We start from the raw sequence: 14874 nt of genomic DNA, 5'->3' as shown, positions 1-14874 counted from the left end.
ATCCGATTAAGGGTTAAACAGGATTGGTAGGGACGAACAACCGTTCACCCCTACCAATCCTGTTTTTCCAGATAGATCGTGGTGTATCAACCTGAATTGAAATAAATATATCTCAACAATTTTTCCCTAGCGAGACATGCGTCGCTTACGCCGAGCCGCGACTGCTTTACGCTTGCGTTTCTCTTGAGGGGTTTCAAAATGACGGCGGCTTTTCACATCCGCCAGGATTCCGGCTTTCGACACTTGGCGCTTAAAGCGACGTAGAGCTGAATCAATTCCTTCGTTTTCTCCGACTACCACTTGGGTCATTCTTGTTCTTTTCTCCTAATTTAAGTGAATGGTTGGGTGAATAAGTTTGACTCTATTCTATACCATTTTCATTGATTCGTAGCCCTCTCCCACGAGAGAGAGACTGACAGGAGTGAGATAGGGTTGTAGGGGCATTTCATGTCGCGAAGCGAAACAGCCAGAGAGCTACTACAGTTATGAACCTTAGCGCCCCTTGAATAGAGAACCAAACGCACCAACGCCTAAAAGTGCCAAAACTGCCGAAGGTTCGGGGATTTTTCCCAGATCGCAGGCAGAACTTATCCCGGTAACGGCAGTTTGACACTCATCTGGTTTCCAACTAGTGGAAATATCATTAGGTGAAACGGCTACCTGGTTATTGAGCAAATCTGAACTGTAGAACACTCCATTATTGAATTTCTCCATAACTATTAAATCCCTTTGGCTCTTTTAGTCTTTGAGATACAGCACTTTGTGCTGTTATGGAGTACACTATTCCCTAGTACAAAGCACTATCAATGGGGTTGAAATTTTTGTAAGCGCAGAGCGTTGGTAACAACAGAAACGGAACTTAACGCCATCGCTCCCCCGGCAATAATGGGATTGAGTAACCAACCGAAGAAAGGATATAAAATACCGGCGGCAATGGGGATGGAGGAGGTGTTATAAATAAAGGCGAAAAATAGGTTTTGGCGGATATTGTTTAGGGTGGCATGGCTGAGTTGAATGGCGGTGATGATGCCTTGTAAGTCGCCAGAAATTAAGGTGATGTCGCTGGCAGAGATCGCCACATCGGTTCCTGTACCAATGGCTATGCCGACATCGGCTTGCGCTAAGGCAGGGGCATCATTGATACCATCGCCAACCATGGCGACTAATTTACCGTTTTGTTGCAATTGGCGCACTGTATCGGCTTTGCGATCGGGGCGCACTTGGGCGACAATCTGGGTAATACCAACTTGTGAGGCGATCGCCTCTGCTGTCTTCTGATTATCTCCTGTGAGCATCACTACGTCTAACCCCATGCGCTGTAGGCGTTTAACTACAGTTTCTGAAGAGGGTTTGAGGGCATCGGCGATCGCCAATATTGCTTCCACCTGTCCATCCACTGCCATCCAAATTACCGTTTTTCCGGTACTCTCCCACGGCTCCTGATACTCGCTCAATGGCACACCCTGAGACGTTTTCACCGCCAGATCGACCCCACACTCTTCCATCCATCGCCGAGTTCCCAGTTGGATGAGGCGATTGCTAATATAACCTTGCACGCCACAGCCAGGAACTGCCTGAAACTGCTCCGGATCGCTAAAACCCTTTTTAATACCCTGACGTTTGCAATAGTCCACTACAGCCTGTCCTAGGGGATGCTCAGAGGATTTTTCCAAGCTTGCTGCCAGGTGCAAAAGTTTCAATTCATTGCCGTGGGCAGTTCCCAGAACGGTGATATAGTCCGTAACCGTGGGTTTCCCTTCTGTCAGGGTTCCCGTTTTATCTAAAACAATGGTTTGCACCTGATGGGCAAGTTGCAAGCTTTCGGCTCCTTTGATCAGAATTCCCTGTTGTGCCCCTTTCCCGGTTCCCACCATCACCGAGGTTGGCGTGGCTAACCCCAAAGCGCAGGGACAGGCAATGACTAAAACACTGACGGTGGTTACCATGGCTAGGGTGAGGTTGCCTGTCAACAGTATCCAGGTGAGAAAGGTGAGGACGGCTATGGCTAAAACCGCAGGCACAAACCAGGATGTGACGCGATCGGCTAATTTCTGAATGGGCGCTTTAGAACTTTGGGCATCTTTCACCAACTGGATAATCTGCGCTAAAACGGTATCTTTGCCTACGCGGGTGGCTCCCATCTGAAAACTACCCATTTGATTGATCGTTGCGCCAATAACTTCATCACCGGGCTGTTTATCCACTGCGATACTTTCCCCAGTAACCATGGATTCATCAACCGTTGAGGAACCCTGAATGACTCTACCATCGACGGGAATTTTTTCGCCCGGACGGATGAAGAGGCGATCGCCCACTTGCACCTCGGTTAACGGAATTTCCTGCTCTTCCCCATCCCGCATCACCCGTGCTGTTTTCGGTTGTAAACCTATCAGAGCGTGAATGGCTGATGAAGTTTTCGATCTGGCTTGATGCTCCAGCATTCTTCCCCATAAAATCAGGGTAATAATCACCACAGCAGCTTCATAATATACATCTGCACTCAAGCCTTGAACTTCAAAAAATCCAGGAAATAGCGTCGGAAACAAAGAATAGCAATAGGCTGAACCCGTCCCCAAAGCCACCAAACTGTTCATATCCGCGCTCTTGTGTTGAAAGGCTTTCCAGGCTCCGACAAAAAACGAACGACCACACCAAACCATGACCGGAGTTGACACCATCCATTGCAACCAAGGATTATGGAGCCAATGGGGCCAACCCGGTATCGAAAGTCCAGTCATCATCGGGAAAGAACCCACCACTAACAGAACTGAAACCGCTCCCCCTAGCCACAGTTTTTGTTGTAACTGTTGTAGCTCTAGATCGGAGTGTGCTTCTCTCTCTTCCTCTGAAGGAAGATTGGCTTGATATCCTGCATCTGCAGCTACTTGTTGAATCCGATCTAAACTAACAGCACGAGGATTATATTGAACGGTTGCTTCCCTGAGGGCAAAATTAACAGAACAGTTCGTAACCCCTGATATGCCTTGAATCAGGTTTTCAACCCGTTGGGCACAACCGGCACATGACATGCCTTCTACTTGTAGCGTTTGCTGTTGCATAACCTTCACCCTCTAATCTATTGCCTAGAGTGTAAACACTCCACCCAACTGGAGAGTCAAGGGGTGGGTTGATGGAGTATAGTGTTGAATTCTCTCTCGCCATGTACCACAACCGATCGCCAAGCCTAAGCCGAAAGCTCCAGCGCGATGGGTGCGAGCTTTGTCTAATCTCCACAGGAGATCGAAGATTAACGGCAAGTGTTCGAGGGCAATACCAATACCAGTATCTTGGATAGAAACAGCGATCGCATCCTCTTTTTGCTTGAGGGAAACCGTGATGGTGCGGGCGGCAGGGGTATAGTTTAAGGCGTTTTCGAGAAGATTGGCAAATAAGCGTTGTATTGACACTCCCCAGTCTAAAGGCACTTACTCTGAGCATCAAACAATCTGACTGAAGTCTGTTGCGATCGCCCATGATTTGATAGGCTAAATAAACAATCAACCCTTGCAAACCTCAATCATATCAATTTAGGATCGTCAATGCTCAGTGTTTTGATCTGGGGCCCGGTTTTAGGTGCAGCAGCGATCGCCTTCTGGCCCGCTGAAATCAAACCTGAAACCATACGCAAACTGGCCATTGCCCTCGGCCTTTTCCTATTGGGTTGGACAGTGGCGATCGCTCTCCAATTTAATCCCCATCAGTCCCAACTGCAATTGACAGAATTCGTACCTTGGTTAGAAGCCCTAGGCCTAACCTACCATCTGGGCATTGATGGCCTATCCTTTCCCCTCATCTTACTCCACAGCTTATTAACATTCGTCTCCATTGCAAGCAGCGATCGTCAAATCCAACGGCCTAGGCTCTATTATGCCCTGCTATTGCTGCTTAACTCCTGCGTTTCTGGAGCCTTCTGTTCCCAAGATTATCTCCTGTTCTTCCTCTTCTATGAACTCGAACTGATTCCCCTCTATCTCCTGATCGCCATCTGGGGTGGAAAGCGCCGAGGATATGCCGCAACTAAATTTTTAATGTATACCGCCGTTTCCGGTATTGCCCTCTTGGCTTCATTCCTGGGCATCACCTGGTTAAGCGGAGCCAGTACGTTTAGCTATGACCCGGCGATCGCTCAAACCCTACCTTTGGGAACCCAACTGATCCTCCTTGGGGGTCTCCTGCTTGCTTTTGGCATTAAAATTCCCCTGGTTCCCTTCCACACCTGGCTTCCCGATGCTCACGTCGAAGCCTCTGCTCCCATCTCCGTTCTCCTCGCTGGCGTATTGCTGAAACTGGGAACCTACGGACTGCTCAAGTTCGGCCTCCTCCTGCTTCCTGATGCTTGGAGTCTCCTCGCTCCTGGCCTAGCAGTTTGGGCTGCTGTTAGCGCCATTTATGGAGCCTTGAGTGCGATCGCCCAGACCGATATGAAAAAAATGGTCGCTTTCAGCTCCGTCGCCCATATGGGCTATATATTGCTCGCTGGTGCAACGGCAACCTCCCTCAGTTTCCTAGCGGCGATCGTGCAAATGGTTAGCCATGGTTTGATTTCTGCTGTTCTCTTTCTAGTCGTGGGAGTCGTCTACAAAAAAACCGGAACCCGCGATCTCAATATCTTAAAAGGACTCCTGAACCCAGAGCGCGGACTACCCCTCATTGGCAGCTTAATGATTATGGGAGTGATGGCCAGCGCCGGAATTCCCGGTATGATTGGGTTTGTCTCCGAATTTCTCGTCTTTTGGAGTAGTTTTCCCACCTTCCCCATACCCACCCTCACCTGTATGGTGGGAACCGGCTTAACTGCTGTTTATTACCTCCTCTTAGTGAATCGTACTTTCTTTGGCCGCCTTTCCGAAGTCGTGCAAAACCTACCCCCAGTGCAGTGGTCAGATCGCATTCCGGCGATCGCCCTAACCCTCTTGATCGTCTTCTTCGGTCTCTTTCCCAGTACCCTCGTCCAGTGGAGCGAAGCCACCAGTACGGCCATGTTTCCGAGTAACACCATTTTGAGTGGGCAAGACACGGGGGCACGGAGACACGGGGACACGGAGAATTCTGCATTATTCCCCTATTACCCATTACCTATTACCTATTACCCATTACCCCATGATCGCCCTTTCCCCCTCTAAACATCCCCTTGCCTCCTACATTGAACGTCTAGAAGCCGGTGGTGAATTGCTACCCCACTCTCAAGAAAATCTTCTGGAAGTAGTGGGTATTCTCAAAAGCTATGGAGTCGTTCTGGATGCCTATTCCAAAAACCTGATTTATATGGCTCAGGAACAGTTTTTAGTCCTCTTCCCCTTCTTTAAGTACTTTAATGGGGAAATAACTCTGCAAAAACTGCTCAAACATTGGTGGCACGATCGCATTAATTATGAATATGCCGAATATGTCATGCGCGTGATGCTCTGGCATGGCGGTGGAGAAATGGATACCTATCTCGATAGCCCCACCTTTGCCCAATATGCAGAACAGGCGATCGCGGCTAAAATTAAATACAACCCAGGGGTGCAACTACTCCATAAACTCTTTCCCGACTTTCTCCCCGAACAAGTACGGCAAATGGTCTATACCAGTGCCCTAGGTCAGTTTTGGCGCGTCATGAGTGATATGTTTATCGACCTCTCAGACCGCTACGATTGCCAAGAGATCCAATCTATTCCCCAAGTCGTCGAGCATGTTCTCGCGGGTTTAGTCGCTGCCGCCAATACCCCCATCACCTACACAGTAACCATTAGCGGTAAACCCTACGACCTCATTCCCCCTTCCCAAAACTTCAAATTCTTAATGGAAACTGCCGTTCCCTACGTCGATACCATCTTCTTTCGCGGCACGCCCTTCCTCGGAACTGTTTCTTACAACGCCCAAGCTAGACAAATTCCAGGAAAACAAGCGGAATTTAACTATGGAGCACTTTACGCTGACCCCCTCCCCACCGGAGGTGCAGGCATTCCGCCCACTTTACTAATGCACGATATGCGCCATTTTCTCCCCGATTATTTACACGAATTCTATCAACGCAGTCGTCGCGGCGAAGATGACCTGTTAGTGCAAATTTGTGTCAGTTTCCAGAAGTCCATGTACTGCGTCACCACAGCAGCCATGAAAGGACTGACTCCCTATCCCCTCGACACCCCCGATCCAGAGCAAAAACAGGCTAACCGCGCCTATTTTGAATCCTGGATGGATCGCTTTCTTACCTCTCGCCTACTAGAGGTCAATCAAGGCTAGGAAATCATGGAAATTAATGAGTTATGATTGCAGCTCAAATAAACTTAAGGGCGCAAAATAAGCTAATGATTATTAAGAGTTTGAGTTACTGAATTATTCGGACTTGATATGAGTTGGTAGGAAAGCGTAAAACTAGATTTTCCCTATTGCCTATTCCCCAGCTTCTGCAAGAAGCCTAGTAGAAAAAAAAGGATGCTACACCGTCGAACGTTTCAGCTCAAGAAGTAAATACTTTACTGCTGCCAAAATGGGGCGAACTGCAAAGCTAGGAATTTGGGTGTCCTGTGCCAACCTCTCCAACTGGCGATCGCCAGGTAGCATCCTCTTCGGAAGGGTTTCTTTCGCTCTTTCTGATCCTGATGATAGCGCAAGAATATCGATAGGGGTAATGCACTATTGATAATAAATATGATAGATTTATATCTATGAATAAAATTTTCTAATTGAGGAACAGGTTTTGAGGCAAGCTACTCTGCATCAATTAAAAGTGTTTGAAGCCGCAGCCCGTCACGGCAGCTTTACGCGGGCAGCAGAAGAGTTATATTTAACCCAGCCTACCATTTCCATGCAAGTAAAGCAATTAACGAAGGCTGTGGGAATGCCTTTATTTGAACAAATTGGTAAACGATTATATCTGACGGAGGCAGGTCAGGAACTTTTCGCGGCTTGCCGTGATGTTTTTGACCGCATATCCCAGTTGGAAATGACCATTTCTGACTTAAAGGGATTGAAACAAGGACAGCTTAAACTCAGTGTAATCACTACTGCCAAATATTTTGTTCCTCGCTTACTAGGGCCTTTTTGTCAACGCTATCCAGGTGTAGATTTTGCCCTTCAGGTGTTTAACCATGAAGGATTACTAGCCCGCATGTCCGAAAATCTTGACGATCTCTATATTCTCTCCCAAGTGCCGGAAAATTTAGATGTGGCAGCTCACCAGTTTCTGGAAAATCCCTTAGTTGTTTTAGCCCAGCGAGAACATCCCCTAGTAGGACAACAAAAGATTCCCATCGAGCGCTTATCTGGGGAACAGTTTATTATGCGGGAAGAGGGATCGGGAACTCGTCGTGCCGTTGAGAAACTGTTTAATCAGGAGAATATTAGCGTTAAAGTGAAACTGGAATTAGGCTCAAATGAAGCCATTAAACAGGCGATCGTGGGCGGTTTAGGTCTGTCGGTGCTATCCTTGCATACCTTAGCCCTAGAAGGCGCTACTGGAAAGCTGGCAATCCTTGATGTGGAGCATTTCCCCATTGAACGCAATTGGTTTGTCGTCTATCCCAATGGTAAACAGTTATCCGTGGTTGCAACAGCTTTCTTAGAGTATCTGTTGGATGAAGGCAAAAAAGTGGCTGAAGAAACAGCCATGGAAAAGCTTCACTAAGGTCTGTTTTAGATTAGGGAAACATTAACCGGGTGATAGCCAGTTGTAATCGTTGGGAAGATGACAAAGGCGATCGCCTCACTTAACCTATCCCAAATTACTCTATGATTAACATCGATACTCTAGTATTGTTCTTTCTTTGCGTAGTTTCTCTCGGTTAGACGAAGCCCAGCACAAAGCGATCGATATTCATGCTAGCATGGGCATGACTCGAGAGACTTTGGCTAAAATATTTGATCCTTTTTTTACAACTAAACCCATAGGAAAAGGAACGGGGCTAGGGATGGCGATCGCTTACCAAATTGTGGTAGTAACCCACGGAGGAACCCTGGAAGTCGAGTCAGAATTTGGCAAAGGAACACAGTTCTGCATAGGCTTGCCTGTCAACAATTACCTGGGTGGACATGAGTTAAGTTTTGATAATGACTAGCACCGGGCGCTATATAATGCACTAAAAGCAATGCAAAATGCGATCGCTCATGCCTGAATCTTCTGTTTCCCCCGCTTCCTTAACTTTTGCTGTCAGCTTAGATGCGGCTCCTTCAGAGGAGACTCCGGATCAACCCGTTGATACTGTGGCTTCAGAACTGCCTGCACCCCTCCCCGAAACTCCACAGCAAGAGGATCGATCTCTAGAGGGGGTTGCTGAGGGAAGCCAAGGTGCAGAATTTGACCCAGAGTCACCCCCGGAACAGCGATCGCTCAAAGATATTCCGGTAAAGTTGAAATCCCAAGATACTCATTTTCAGTTGGTTTTACCCCCAGAGGGGGAATTAAGCTGTACTTGGACGGAGTTGTTTCAACAAATTCAGGTGTTGCTCAAAGGCAGCGATCGTCTGCGAGAATCGAATGTACCGGTTCATTTAATCGCCGAAGACCGTTTATTGGATATGCGCCAACTCCAGGCGATCGCCGATATTCTGAAACAATCTCAACTTCAATTAGAACAGGTGGAAACCCAACGCCGCCAAACTGCCGTAGCAGCCGCCACTTGTGGCTATTCGGTGCAACAAGTTACCCGCACCGATCCCCTCAAGTCGGCTCCCTCCCAACCCCTACAACTGCAAGAAGAACCCCTCTATTTACAGACGACGTTGCGATCGGGTGTGGAAATTCGTCATAAGGGAACTGTAATTATCCAAGGAGATGTTAATCCCGGAGCCTCTATTGTTGCCGATGGCGATATCCTGATTTGGGGAAGATTGCGAGGAGTTGCCCATGCGGGGGCGATCGGGAACCCAGAATGTGTGATTATGGCTTTAGATATGGAGCCAACTCAAGTCCGTATTGCTGGTCAAGTTGCCAGAGCGCCCCAACATTCCTTGCCTAAACCCTATCCAGAGGTTGCCTACGCCACCCCCGAAGGTATTCGTATTGCTGGAGCTATGGATTTTCAGAAAGTCCGTCAAGCTCTAGCTGATGAACAACCAGAAGTTTAATTAACTCTGTTTTCAGGTTGTTTGTAAGTGAGGCCTATTACCGGAGTTGTTATCCCAATCTAGAGCATATTGGCTTTGATATTTGGGTTGGATCGCATGTTTAGGATGTCTGCCGCGATCGCCATCATTGAAGTATGAGTCTCATTCGGATAAGCTTTGGGGATAGCGTTTCATTGACCAATACTGGCGATCGGCAAACATGCCTTGGTGAACTACTTCAAACCCATGCCGCTGATAGAACCGCACGGCTCCGGGAGTAGTTGTTTCTAAATAACAAGGCATCTTGGTGCGATCTAATTCTTCCAAGACTGGCTGAAGCAGCATTCCTCCAATTCCTTGTCCCTGGCATTTTGGCGAAACGCCTAGCATTCCTAAATACCAGTGAGGTTCTGGAGAAAGCTGGTCGTGCATTTGAATCTCCATGTTTAAGAATGCCAAAAATTCCTGTATCCGATTCCAACGCATATACAATGGACTGATGATGAGTCCTGATGTTAGCACTTGCCAGAGCTGTGGCAGCGAAATGTGAAATGCTTCTGGAGGTAACCAAATGGCTACTCCTTTAGGATCGTCAGCAGTGGTATAAATGTGACCGTATAGCTGCGCGAAGTTGAGAAAGGATCGGCTAAAGTGCTGAAGCGCCCTTTTCTTGGCTGCGGTTTCTTCCGGCAAAAAGTAACCGATCATAGGATCTTGGCTGAATGCGGCTGCAAGATATTCTGATGCTATTGTAAAATCGGATGGTTTCAGAGGAACAATATTCGCATTCGCGATCGCTTTTGCCGGATTTTGAGTTGCGTCTTGCATTTGATGACCTTGCATGAAAAATCTCCTTCAAATTGGATTGAAACGATATGGAACTTCCCAGAATCAGCGAGTTGATTGACTGTTAGAGGTTGTCAATACTGACTTAATCGGTCGATGGAACAGAGCGCGTCATCGTTAATAAGGTTTCCACAACGCGATCGCGCATTTCTGCATTGGGTACAAGCATTTGAAAGACTTCTGAAAACCATAGTCCATCAATAGCTAACTGAATAATCCTGGCCTGTACTGGATCGAGTCCGTCGGCTTCAAGATGTTGATTAAACCGCTCTTCATAAGCTGCAAAATACTGCAATAGTTCAGGTGGTATTTCGACAAGGATGGATGATAAACGGGCGAACAAGGCAAGGGATTCTTGACTTATTCGTTCCGTAGAACGGACATAAGCTCTGAGCCACTGTCCCGGCGTTCCCGGTGCATCATCTTGTTCAAACTCATGCTGTAGAGCTGCTTCAAAATTTTGCAGCAGTTGCTCACCCAAATTAATAATCAATGCATTCTTATTCGGAAAGTGATAGAGCAATCCTCCTTTGCTAACTTCTGCTTGTCGAGCAACTGCATCCAGGGTTAATGCTTCCACACCCTTATTCAGGATGACTTGACTCGCAGCGTGCAAAATTTTTTCACGAGTTGCCGATCTCGCTTTTGACTTTTGATCGACTGCCATAGTAATAGCCTCAAAACCAGGTGTAGACAATAAATGTAATTCACACTTTTATCGGCAAGCCGCACTGGGTTAAAGGCTGGATTACCAAGAGCGAAAATTCATTTACAAATTCACTATACCGTCCAGACGGTATAGTGTCAACTCTTTTTAGAAATGAATGCCTCCAGCTCAAGCAAATAGGGTATCCTGGGGCTAAATCTTCAAGTGAGGAAATAGCAAAATGAACCATCCGATACGATGTAGATGTGGTTGTCTTCAGGGGAGTGTTGCCAATGTTAATCGTGCTAATCGGGTTATTTGTTATTGTCAGGAATGAATCGAAAAAACCCTAATCTCCCATGTCCTACAGCAGCGTTAAAACTCTTGCCAGCATCCAAAGCACCTTTGACTTGAGCTTGATGAAAGCCAAAATCTATTGATCCAAACCCCACCCTGTCAGCCTAGGGACTACCTCGCGATGGGCTAAGGCTATTTGGTACTCTGGTCTACTAAAGACGAGTTGGGGAGGAAAAAACCTTGAGATTGGTGATTTTGGGCGGCCCGGGTGCGGGGAAAAGTACACAAGCGAGGGGTTTGTGCGATCGCTTCCAGATTCCGTTAGTGTCTATGGGAGGGATTCTGAAAAGGGCGATCGCCGAGCAAACAGAATTAGGTGTACAATGCCAACCCTATGTAGAACGGGCAGAATTTGTACCCGATCCGATTTTAATTGCTTTTATCCGCGATCGCCTCCTACAAACTGATACCACGACTGGATGGCTCCTAGAAGGTTATCCTCGCACCGCATTTCAAGCCGAAGAACTCGATTTTTTACTCGATGAGCTACAGCAACAACTCAACTGGGCTATCTTCCTAGATACCTCAGAAACAGTAATGATGGAAAGGCGGTTAGCCATGGGTGAATCAGAAGATCTGCCCCACTTAATCGAACGACGGATTGAACTCTTTCAAACTCGAACTGTCCCCATTCTGGATTATTATGACAAACGTCAGCGACTACTCACCGTCGATGGGAATCAATCCCAAGACCAAGTGCTGGCCGAACTGCAAACTCGACTGATAGCAAATTCCAGGGAACATTAAGATATTATGGCTCTACCCCGTCCTGATGGTCGTCAACCGGATCAGCTCCGTCCCATTCGGTTTGAACGCGGTTTCACCAAGTTTGCTTGGGGTTCAGTCCTCACCAGTTTTGGCGATACTCAAGTCTTGTGTACCGTATCCGTACAAGAGAGTGTACCCAAATTTTTAGAAGGAACGGGGAAAGGATGGCTCACCGCAGAATATCGGATGCTTCCCAACGCTACTCCCCAACGCCACCCTAGAGAACTCTTGAAATTATCAGGACGCACACAAGAAATTCAACGGTTAATTGGACGAAGTTTAAGAGCATCTTTAGACTTAGAACAGTTAGGTGAGCGCACCCTAACCGTCGATGCCGATGTCCTGCAAGCAGATGCCGGTACTCGTACCGCCTCCATTACTGGAGGATATGTGGCTGTAGTGGATGCCATTAATCAATTACTAGCACAAGGTAAATTAACCCAGTCTCCTTTGCGTCATCGAGTCGCCGCTGTCTCCGTTGGATTACTTGAAGGCGAACCCTATTTAGACCTGTGCTACGAAGAAGATGTCATTGCCCAAGTCGATTTTAACGTGGTCATGAACGATCGCCTAGAGGCGATCGAAGTTCAAGGAACCGCCGAACAGGGCAGCTTTAACCGTCACCAACTCAATCAGATGCTCGATAGGGCAGAAGTAGGAATTGAGCATCTCTTGACTGCTCAACAGGATGCTCTCTCTTAAGTTAAATCGGGAGACATAGAGAACAGCCATTACCCATTACCCATTACCCATTCCTATTACTCCCCGATCGAACACTTGATGATCCGTACCTATTGCTTGGACAAGGATGCGATCTTCATAAACCTCATAAGCGGCAAAACTCAGACGAGACGCAGAATGAGCTGTCCATGTTGAACGACCGACATCCCGTACTCCTGCCCCTGCTCCACAAATGAGGTAGGTTGTACCATTAATCGCATACGTTCTTTCATAGACATGCTCGTGGCCATTAATATACAGTTGCACCCCATATTTTTGAAATAACGGTGTGAGAGTTTCAATTAATTTGGTGTTTAATCCATAGTGAGCAGAAGAATAGATTTGGTGATGGCCAAACACAATTTTCCAAGGAGCATCGGATTGGCTTAACTCTTGCTTCAACCAAGCCAATTGGTTTACCCAGTCTGCGTTAGAATTGGTATCTAAAGCCCAAAATTGCACACTGCCCCGACGGAAACTGTAGTAGCGTTTGCCTCCCATATTGAACAGAGGATATTGGGTTTGAGGCACACCATTATCCGTGCGAATATCGTGATTTCCTAAACAGGCATAAAAGGGAACACCTTGTTCAAGCAAGGGGCGATAGGGGTCTTCAAAAACGGCTTTACTTTTTTCAATTTCACCATTGTTGTAAATATTATCTCCCGCTAAAACCACCAATTCACAGGGGAATTGTTGGGCGTACTGAACCATGGCTGAGGACACTGCATATTGGCCCTCGGCCCCAGTTCCAGTATCAGCAACAGACATAAACCGCAGCAAGGGAGAAGCTCCATCTGGGAAGCTTAGATGATTCTTGGAGATATCAGTTTTTAAGGAGGGTTGAAAGAGATTCGCCACTATCCCTTTACCAATTACCCATCCGAAGGCAATTCCAGTTCCCCAACGCAGGAGTTCACGACGTTTCATTTTCATTACAGTTTGAGTTTATCTATATACTAAGTTAGAGAGACCGTATTGCTTTATGGGCTGTATACTTAAAGCTACCTAATAATGTAGCTCACAATCGTCCTTTCTAGAGAATGCCTAAGAATTTAATTCAAGAAGCGGGTGAAGTCCTGTAAATGTGAGAACTCAGGGTATGTCAAGCCTTTCACCTACTCCACCAGAAGAGAATACTCCAGAGCCGAATGGCGATCGCTTTTTAATCTGTGGTTTAGGTCGTCTCGGTCAAGAATGTGCGATCGCCTTGAAAAATTTTGGAGTCGTTGTCAGCGCTATTGAGCAAAGTCCTCCTGCTCAGTGGGAATTATCCACAGTTCCTGAGTTATTAGATACATTAATTGTGGGAGATTGTCGGCAACTGCACATTCTCGAACAGGCTCAAATTCAAGCGTGTCGAACCGTTTTAATTGTCACTAGCAATGAAGAAGTCAATGCCCAAACTGCTTTAGCCGTACGCCAACTGAATCCAAATATCAGAATTGTTGTGCGTTCTGCCGCCCATAATTTGAATCAACTCTTGAGCGAACAGTTGGGTAACTTTTTTGCAGCCGAACCGACACAAATGATTGCTAGTGCCTTTGGTTTAGCTGGTTTAGGTGCAGAAACCTTAGGCTTTTTTGAGTTAGATGGCCAGAGTATACAAGTGATGAGTCATGAACTCACGCCTTATTGAATGGCTAACGCTATTTGAATGGCCAGAAGCCTTTTACCACATACATTCAACACGCTGAACCTTGAAAAAGTGTTGAAAGTGTGTTGAACATGGATACCTACATAAAACAGGCATGGAACCTGGTAACTGAGTATTTCCACTCTAACCAGATTGAAATATCCAAGTATGTTGACCACGAACTGGTGAGGACTTACCTGAAAGCTGGACAGAAGAGTGCCCCCAAAGGTATTCGGATTGTCAGTAGCGGCAACCGTCTGTATCTCCGGTTTAAGACCGCTACCAAGCCAGCAACGGTGAATAATTCCTGTAATGAGGACTTCACCCGCGAAAGAAATCTACCCTTCCACCATGAGGAAACGGCTAGCCAATTATATCAACCAAGTAGGAACGGGTTTCACTCAAACTCATGCCCTACGTCACCTGGCAAATTATCATAGGAAGCTTGCTGGTCTGACGCGCGACCAGCGTGCTTTATCACTGGGACCTCAGGGGGTGACAACAGGCTTGAATCTAAGGCTATGCTTGGCTTTGAGCCTTTAAGATGGCGAAAAAATTTCAGCTACTTTTTGGGCAAATAACCCTCTAACCTAATGTTATGGTTATGCGATCGCGACCTTTGAGTTGATGTTTTCAGCAAAATACCATCGAAAAAGGTCGTTATAGCCACCTTTGAGCTGCCTTGTCACCCCTTGAGCACTGGGACATTCCCAAACCATGAATGATAAGTACGATAAACACCAAACCACCAGGAACCAAGTCAATCTTCTCATGGCAGATATCTCCGAGAAATCAGAGAATCAAAGGCTAAAAGATGAACTCACCCAAGCTAAGGAGACCATCAAATCCCTAGAGGAAACCATTCTCTTCC

General features: G+C 46.8%; 16 protein-coding genes. 8 read left to right on the top strand and 8 right to left on the bottom strand.

Annotated elements, in window-relative coordinates:
• Positions 1-126: 126 nt before the first annotated feature.
• The 4 genes from rpsU to AC3A14_RS10790 form a co-directional block, all read right to left on the bottom strand.
• Positions 127-309, bottom strand: a complete 183-nt coding sequence (gene rpsU, locus AC3A14_RS10805; protein ID WP_271937305.1) for a 30S ribosomal protein S21 — start codon at positions 307-309, stop codon at positions 127-129.
• Between the two features lie 183 nt (positions 310-492).
• Positions 493-714 (bottom strand): PEP-CTERM sorting domain-containing protein, encoded by a 222-nt coding sequence (locus tag AC3A14_RS10800; protein ID WP_318698746.1) that lies wholly within the window; start codon positions 712-714, stop codon positions 493-495.
• A gap of 89 nt (positions 715-803) precedes the next feature.
• Positions 804-3059 carry a heavy metal translocating P-type ATPase gene (locus AC3A14_RS10795; protein ID WP_318732288.1) on the bottom strand — a complete coding sequence of 752 codons (2256 nt, stop codon included), beginning with the start codon at positions 3057-3059 and terminating at the stop codon, positions 804-806.
• A gap of 24 nt (positions 3060-3083) precedes the next feature.
• A complete protein-coding gene (locus tag AC3A14_RS10790) occupies positions 3084-3407 on the bottom strand; it encodes an ATP-binding protein (RefSeq protein ID WP_318732287.1) in 324 nt (107 codons plus the stop codon).
• 132 nt (positions 3408-3539) lie between these two features.
• On the opposite strand from AC3A14_RS10790, the gene AC3A14_RS10785 reads away from it, so the two are divergent.
• Positions 3540-5123, top strand: coding sequence for an NADH-quinone oxidoreductase subunit M (locus AC3A14_RS10785; RefSeq protein WP_318698743.1), 1584 nt, complete (start codon positions 3540-3542; stop codon positions 5121-5123).
• A complete protein-coding gene (locus AC3A14_RS10780) occupies positions 5101-6228 on the top strand; it encodes a CO2 hydration protein (RefSeq protein WP_318732286.1) in 1128 nt (375 codons plus the stop codon). Before AC3A14_RS10785 ends, AC3A14_RS10780 begins: the two co-directional genes overlap by 23 nt.
• Positions 6229-6423: 195 nt before the next feature.
• Here AC3A14_RS10780 and AC3A14_RS10775 read toward each other — a convergent pair whose 3' ends face one another.
• Positions 6424-6549 carry a hypothetical protein gene (locus AC3A14_RS10775; protein ID WP_318732285.1) on the bottom strand — a complete coding sequence of 42 codons (126 nt, stop codon included), beginning with the start codon at positions 6547-6549 and terminating at the stop codon, positions 6424-6426.
• Positions 6550-6685: 136 nt separating this feature from the next.
• On the opposite strand from AC3A14_RS10775, the gene AC3A14_RS10770 reads away from it, so the two are divergent.
• The 3 genes from AC3A14_RS10770 to minC all read left to right on the top strand — a co-directional run bounded on the left by AC3A14_RS10770 (position 6686) and on the right by minC (position 9051).
• Entirely contained in the window at positions 6686-7612 is a 927-nt protein-coding gene (locus AC3A14_RS10770; RefSeq protein WP_318732284.1) for a LysR family transcriptional regulator, read from the top strand.
• Positions 7613-7751: 139 nt separating this feature from the next.
• The gene (locus tag AC3A14_RS10765) at positions 7752-8042 is read left to right on the top strand and encodes a sensor histidine kinase (protein ID WP_318732283.1); all 291 of its coding nucleotides are present in this window, start codon (positions 7752-7754) and stop codon (positions 8040-8042) included.
• 49 nt (positions 8043-8091) lie between these two features.
• Positions 8092-9051: a septum site-determining protein MinC gene (gene minC, locus AC3A14_RS10760; RefSeq protein ID WP_318732282.1), complete on the top strand. Its 960-nt coding sequence runs from the start codon at positions 8092-8094 to the stop codon at positions 9049-9051.
• A 141-nt stretch (positions 9052-9192) separates the two neighbouring features.
• On the opposite strand, the gene AC3A14_RS10755 is transcribed toward minC, so the two are convergent.
• Both AC3A14_RS10755 and AC3A14_RS10750 read right to left on the bottom strand, forming a co-directional pair.
• Positions 9193-9873 (bottom strand): GNAT family N-acetyltransferase, encoded by a 681-nt coding sequence (locus AC3A14_RS10755; RefSeq protein ID WP_318732281.1) that lies wholly within the window; start codon positions 9871-9873, stop codon positions 9193-9195.
• An 88-nt stretch (positions 9874-9961) separates the two neighbouring features.
• Positions 9962-10543, bottom strand: coding sequence for a TetR/AcrR family transcriptional regulator (locus AC3A14_RS10750; RefSeq protein ID WP_318732280.1), 582 nt, complete (start codon positions 10541-10543; stop codon positions 9962-9964).
• 525 nt (positions 10544-11068) lie between these two features.
• Here AC3A14_RS10750 and AC3A14_RS10745 point away from each other — a divergent pair.
• Positions 11069-11626, top strand: coding sequence for a nucleoside monophosphate kinase (locus AC3A14_RS10745; RefSeq protein ID WP_318732306.1), 558 nt, complete (start codon positions 11069-11071; stop codon positions 11624-11626).
• Positions 11627-11632: 6 nt separating this feature from the next.
• Positions 11633-12349, top strand: a complete 717-nt coding sequence (gene rph / locus AC3A14_RS10740) for a ribonuclease PH (RefSeq protein WP_318732279.1) — start codon at positions 11633-11635, stop codon at positions 12347-12349.
• A 36-nt stretch (positions 12350-12385) separates the two neighbouring features.
• Here the strand turns inward: rph and AC3A14_RS10735 are convergent, their stop codons facing one another.
• Entirely contained in the window at positions 12386-13303 is a 918-nt protein-coding gene (locus AC3A14_RS10735) for a metallophosphoesterase family protein (protein WP_413039082.1), read from the bottom strand.
• Between the two features lie 166 nt (positions 13304-13469).
• Between AC3A14_RS10735 and AC3A14_RS10730 the strand changes: the two genes are divergently transcribed.
• Entirely contained in the window at positions 13470-14006 is a 537-nt protein-coding gene (locus AC3A14_RS10730; protein WP_318732277.1) for a potassium channel family protein, read from the top strand.
• Positions 14007-14874: the final 868 nt, after the last annotated feature.

Source organism: Roseofilum sp. (genome assembly GCF_982964205.1).
The sequence above is the reverse complement of the archived record's forward strand: the minus strand, read 5'-3'. Positions and strand labels throughout refer to the sequence as shown.